The organism is Microcoleus sp. Aus8_D2 (assembly GCF_036702665.1).
Taxonomy (GTDB): domain Bacteria; phylum Cyanobacteriota; class Cyanobacteriia; order Cyanobacteriales; family Microcoleaceae; genus Microcoleus.
This window is the reverse complement of record NZ_JAUBUN010000005.1, coordinates 46,468-51,997: the sequence shown is the minus strand read 5'-3', so window position 1 is coordinate 51,997 and position 5,530 is coordinate 46,468. Positions and strand designations below refer to the sequence as shown.

4 protein-coding genes are annotated in these 5,530 nt (G+C 46.7%); 1 reads left to right on the top strand and 3 read right to left on the bottom strand.

The features are described from left to right. Window positions 1-360: 360 nt before the first annotated feature. On the bottom strand, window positions 361-945 hold the full coding sequence (locus QUB64_RS05525; protein ID WP_333265671.1) for a TFIIB-type zinc ribbon-containing protein: 585 nt from the start codon (window positions 943-945) through the stop codon (window positions 361-363). A gap of 22 nt (window positions 946-967) precedes the next feature. Then, window positions 968-1,390, bottom strand: coding sequence for a heterocyst frequency control protein PatD (patD, locus tag QUB64_RS05520; RefSeq protein ID WP_333265669.1), 423 nt, complete (start codon window positions 1,388-1,390; stop codon window positions 968-970). A gap of 452 nt (window positions 1,391-1,842) precedes the next feature. On the opposite strand from patD, the gene QUB64_RS05515 reads away from it, so the two are divergent. Next, entirely contained in the window at window positions 1,843-4,116 is a 2,274-nt protein-coding gene (locus QUB64_RS05515; RefSeq protein ID WP_333265667.1) for a RelA/SpoT family protein, read from the top strand. 468 nt (window positions 4,117-4,584) lie between these two features. On the opposite strand, the gene QUB64_RS05510 is transcribed toward QUB64_RS05515, so the two are convergent. Beyond that, window positions 4,585-5,505: a glycine betaine ABC transporter substrate-binding protein gene (locus QUB64_RS05510; protein ID WP_333265665.1), complete on the bottom strand. Its 921-nt coding sequence runs from the start codon at window positions 5,503-5,505 to the stop codon at window positions 4,585-4,587. Window positions 5,506-5,530: the final 25 nt, after the last annotated feature.

Sequence of the window (5,530 nt, the reverse complement as noted above, 5' to 3'; positions counted from 1 at the left end):
CATCGGGCATGGGGCATCGGGCATGGGGCATCGGGCATGGGGCATCGGGCATGGGGCATCGGGCATGGGGCATCGGGCATGGGGCATCGGGAATTGGGCATATCATGTCCGGTCATATAATCCTAAATCGTTTGTAGTGAGGACGCCGAGTCATAAATCGGAGTGACCGGAGAAATTCCATCCTTACTACAAACAACTTGTTTAATGACAATCGACCAGAGATGATATCAAATGTTAGTTGTCAGTTGTTTGTTAGTTGTTTTTTTAGCTGGTTGGTTAGTTGTTAGTAGTTGTTAGTCAGTATCTACTGACAACTGACTACTGCCCACTGCCCACTGACTACTGACTACTGACTAATGACTAAATTTCCCTTCGCTTCAACTCAGCTCTCCGCAATATGTAAGTAGCCGCACAATCAGCGTGGGGATGATCTGCTAAAACTTCCGCGAGTTCCAACACATATCCGGCGATATCCGGGCCGAGTTTCTCAGTCAGCACTTGACGTTCCCGAGCAGCGAGTTCTTGCACGCGGGCCTTAGCTTGCCAATTGGGAGAAAACATCTTGTCAATCTCGGTGTGGAATCCCAGACTTTCGAGAATATCCCACTCGCCGTTATCGCACCAAATGCCTCCGCACAGCATACAGCGCTCTATGTAAAAGGGCACTCTGCTGAAGGGAACTTTCGCCCGGGACAAATAGTGACCGTCTTCGGGACATAGCGCTGCTTTGCTGTCGTAGGGAGACGGCGTGAATTCTATGCCGAGAGTGCCTCTCGCCTCAGGCTTCTCGGATTTGTTGTACCACAGGCTGTGCTCTTTCTGCCAAGCTTCGTATTCTTTGCCTGGAATCCAGATACCGTAACAGTTGGGACACCACTGCACCGACATGGTGCCGGCTAAGGTGCCGCCGTCTAAGTTGGGATGTTTACATTTTGGACATTCCACCGCTTTATTTCTCCTTGCCTTCTTAATTCCCTGTTAATTCAGTTATTAATTCTGCATCTGGACGGGCCCGCTCAGCACCAGAATTTTTTTTCAGCACCGCGTCGCAGTAGCCAATTAGCGTGTTGAGGCGCTCAGCAGCCGCAGTTTGCCTCGCCTCTGCTGTCGCGGGCTGCTTCGCGGCTTGCAAAAACGTGACATCTGTTCCCAATAACCGCAGTTGCTTGTGAATTTCCGTCAAATAGGACTGCTCTGGGGGTGTGTCTGAGGTGTCTAACTCGCCGCTGTGGGCTCTCATAATTTGGTTTCCGAAAAATTGTTGCACTTTTTTGTATTCGATCGCCAGTGCTGCCCGATCGAGATTATCCTGTGCAACAGTTCTTTGTAGCTGTTCGAGTGCTTGCTGTAATTCTTCGTAGCACTGGCGGCGGTCTTCGGACAATATCATGATTTTCTCAACAAATTTGTATTTATAATCAAAGTAGATTCTTGCTTAAGCTTTGCTCATATTCAAGGAAGCCCTGCCTTTTTGCAGCAATATCTCTGTTTTTTGAGAAAATTCGATCGCCCGCTGCCCTGACTCCACCCTTCTGGCTCCTGCTTTGAGTTTCGCGTTGGCTGTGAATGCCCGCCCGCTACGTCCACTGCTACCGCCAAAATACCCTTATTTTACCCGATCGACCGACCGCAGCGGCGGCAGTGGAGTCACTATATTTTCCTACCTGCGAGGGGGGGCAGCTCCCAATTAGATAGGTATAGTTAACAGAAAAATCGACTATTTTTTTGAATTGCAAATTGTGGCCTTCAATTAGTTTAGTATAACTAAACACATAATTTCGGCAATTCAAGCAAAAACCGGCTTTTAACCATTTGTATTTCTAAGTTTTAAAGGTGTACCCCATGAACGCGAACACTCTAACTCCCTCGAACGCGATCGATCCTTGCATAGTTCCCGATTGGCTGCAAGAATGCCTGAATACCCGATCGCAACCTGATGAGGCCCCTAACTCAAATTGCACCACTGACAACGCCTTAATTTGTCGGGCCTTTGAATTTGCCCGCGACTTGCACGAAGGACAGTACCGCAAATCTGGAGAACCTTATATTTGCCATCCGGTAGCTGTAGCTGGAATACTCCGATATATGGGCGGAAACAGCGCCATGATTGCCGCCGGTTTCCTCCATGACATTGTGGAAGATACAGATATTACTCTCGAAGAAATAGAACAGCGGTTCGGCGCAGAAGTGCGACAATTAGTCGAAGGTGTCACCAAGCTTTCTAAGTTTAATTTTTCCAGCAAAACAGAGCGCCTTGCCGAAAATTTCCGCCGAATGTTTTTAGCAATGGCTAAAGATATTCGCGTGATTGTCGTCAAACTCGCAGACAGGCTGCACAACATGAGGACTTTGGAGCATTTGTCCGAAGAAAAACAGCGCAGCATTGCCCTAGAAACCCGAGAGATTTTTGCTCCGCTGGCGAACCGTTTGGGTATCGGGCGCTTTAAGTGGGAATTGGAAGATTTAGCGTTTAAATATCTGGAACCGGAAGCTTATCGCGAAATTCAGGACTTGGTGGCAGTCAAGCGGGGCGATCGAGAAACCCAACTCGCAGAAGTCACAGATAGTTTGCGAGAAAGGCTTGACAATTTAGGCATTAAATGCTACGAAGTCAGCGGCCGTCCCAAACATTTGTACGGGATTTATGGGAAGATGCAGCGCCGGCAAAAAGGCTTTAACCAAGTGTACGATATTGCTGCGGTGCGGATCATAGTAGAAACTAATGATGACTGTTATCGCGCATTGGCGATCGTCCACGATTCATTCCGCCCAATACCCGGCCGCTTCAAAGACTATATCGGTTTACCAAAAGCCAACCGCTATCAATCGTTGCACACCGGAGTCATCGGCACCAGCGGCCGCCCCATCGAAGTCCAAATTCGCACCGTAGCAATGCACCACATTGCCGAATACGGCATAGCAGCCCACTGGAAATACAAAGAAACCGGCGGTTCCAATACCACAGTAACCGGCGACGACGAAAAATTTACCTGGCTGCGACAACTGCTAGAATGGCAAACCGATCTCAAAGACGATCGCGAATATTTACAAAGCATTAAAGACAACTTATTCGACGAAGATATCTACGTTTTCACTCCTAACGGAGACGTAATTGCTCTCAACAGCGGCTCAACACCCGTAGATTTTGCTTACCGCATTCACACAGAAATAGGGAATCGCTGCACCGGCGCCAGAGTCAACGGGCGGATGGTGACACTAGACAAGGTATTAAAGAACGGCGACATTGTAGAAATCTTGACCCAAAAAAACGGTCATCCGAGCTCAGACTGGCTGAATTTTGTCAAGACAAACGGAGCAAAAAACCGAATTCGGCAGTGGTTAAAGCGATCGCACCGAGATGAAAATCTCGCTCGCGGGCGGGAATTGCTGGAAAAAGAATTAGGCAAAAACGGCCTAGAATCCTTGCTGAAATCAGGGCCCATGCAATCAGTAGCTCAGCGGTGCAACTACCACAGCGTCGAAGATTTAATCGCCGGTTTGGGCTACGGCGAAGTCACGCTAAATCTCGTAGTAAATCGTTTGCGAGATTTAGTAAAAGTGCAGCAAAAAATAGAAGCTGCACCCGGAGGAATCCAGGAATCCCCCGTACAAATACCTGCATCAGCGGCACCCAAACCCGTACCGAGTTCATCTCCGAGCAAATCGCCGATCGCAGGTGTAGAAGGATTGCTGTATCATTTAGCCGGCTGTTGCTGTCCGATTCCCGGCGAATCAATTATTGGAGTTGTGACTCGCACCCGAGGAATTTCGATTCACCGACAAGGCTGTTCAAATGTTGAGAGTGTACCGGGCGATAGATTAGTTCCTGTGAGTTGGAATTCCACCAACCGCAATGAATCTCGTCCCAATACTTATCCGGTGAACATTCAAGTAGAAGCCCTCGATCGAGTGGGAGTTCTCAACGATGTATTATCGCATTTGAAAGACAACAAAGTCAACGTCCGCAGCGCTCAAGTCAAAACATATCCAGGATTGCCGGCATTAATTGACTTGTGCATGGATATCCAGGATAAAGAACAATTCGAGCGGACTTGTATGCAGATTAAAAATATGAGCGATATTTTGAATTTGCGCAGGCTGAGCGAAGCTGAGTGAAGGAACTTAAGAAAGACGGCGGTTGAAACCAGGTTTAGAAAAAATGAAGAAAGACGGCGGTTGAAACCACGGAGTTTACGGGCACACAAACAAAGTCCGCCTCCGCGGACTGAAGAATATAACATAATTTCAACCGTTCTTCTTCAACCTACGGAGGCAGGTTTTGCTTGTATAGACGCGAATTATATTCGCCCGGTCTTCTTAGAGACGCACGCGATTGTAGGTTTGTAGTGAGGACTTTAGTCCGCAAAAAGGGGTGCATCTGGTTTTGGAATAGGGCTATAGCATGACCGCATATAAGTTATTAGTTATAATCCCATATTCACGGAGGTCATGCTATAGCCCATACAAACATATTTGCCAAAACCAGATGCACCCGCAAAAAGAAGGACTGAAGTCCTCACTACAAACCTATAGTTGATATTTTACTCGATATGATATCAACCATTTTTTGCATAATTCCTGTCCTTATTTCGCCGGAGTTGCAGGCTTGGACTCGCCCAATTTTTGCTGCAAAAACTGCCGCGCTACTTGTGCAGCATCCTGCTGTTTTCCATCAACTTGATAATTGAGTTGGCGCATATCTTCCTCGGAGATTTTGCCGCCCAACTCTGCGATCACTGGACGTAATTCGGGATATTTTTCCAAAATTTGCGATCGCACAACCGGAACAGCTTCGTAGGGCGGGAAATAGTTCTTATCATCTTTCAGCACTACCAAACCCAAACTTTGAATCAAACCATCCGTCGTATTACCAGCAATCACATCTACTTGTTTTTGTTGCAGCGCTTGATAAAGCAATCCTAACAGCAACTCCTTCGGTTCTCCAGCAAATTTAATCCCGTAAGTTTTAGCTAAACCGGGAAAGCCATCTTCTCTGTCTTTGAATTCCGGGCCAAAACCAGCGCGCAATTTGGGTGCAGCTTTACCCAATTGCGAGAGAGTTTGCAAGTTAAGTTTTTTGGCATCATCTCCCCGCACAATAATCGCAAAACTGTTATTAAATCCCAGGGGTTCAGTCCATTCCGCCTTAAACTGTTTGGGATATTCTTGTTTGAGGTAATCGAGGACTTTTTTGGAATCAGAAATCGGCTTTTGTTTGAGAATGTTGGTAAAACCTGTACCCGTATATTCGACGTACAAGTCAATTTTACCTGCTGTTAGGGATTGATGGCACAGCGAGCCTCCGAGGTTGAGTTGGCGTTCTACTTTAATATCTGTTTTGGTTTCGATGTGCTGTGCTAAAATTTCTGCTAGGATGACTTGTTCGCTAAAGTCTTTTGAGCAAATAACAACTTTTTTTTGATAACTAGAATTGCAGCTCGTGACTGCTAACAAGCAAAGCAATGATATGCAGTCAGAGATGAATTTTGTTTTTGATATTTGCATGAATTTTCAGAGGTATTTTTTTTAC

Coding starts and splice junctions, on each gene's coding strand:
- QUB64_RS05510 (WP_333265665.1), bottom strand. CDS start 5,505: ATGCAAATATCAAAAACAAAATTCATCTCTGACTGCATATCATTGCTT.
- QUB64_RS05515 (WP_333265667.1), top strand. CDS start 1,843: ATGAACGCGAACACTCTAACTCCCTCGAACGCGATCGATCCTTGCATA.
- patD (WP_333265669.1), bottom strand. CDS start 1,390: ATGATATTGTCCGAAGACCGCCGCCAGTGCTACGAAGAATTACAGCAA.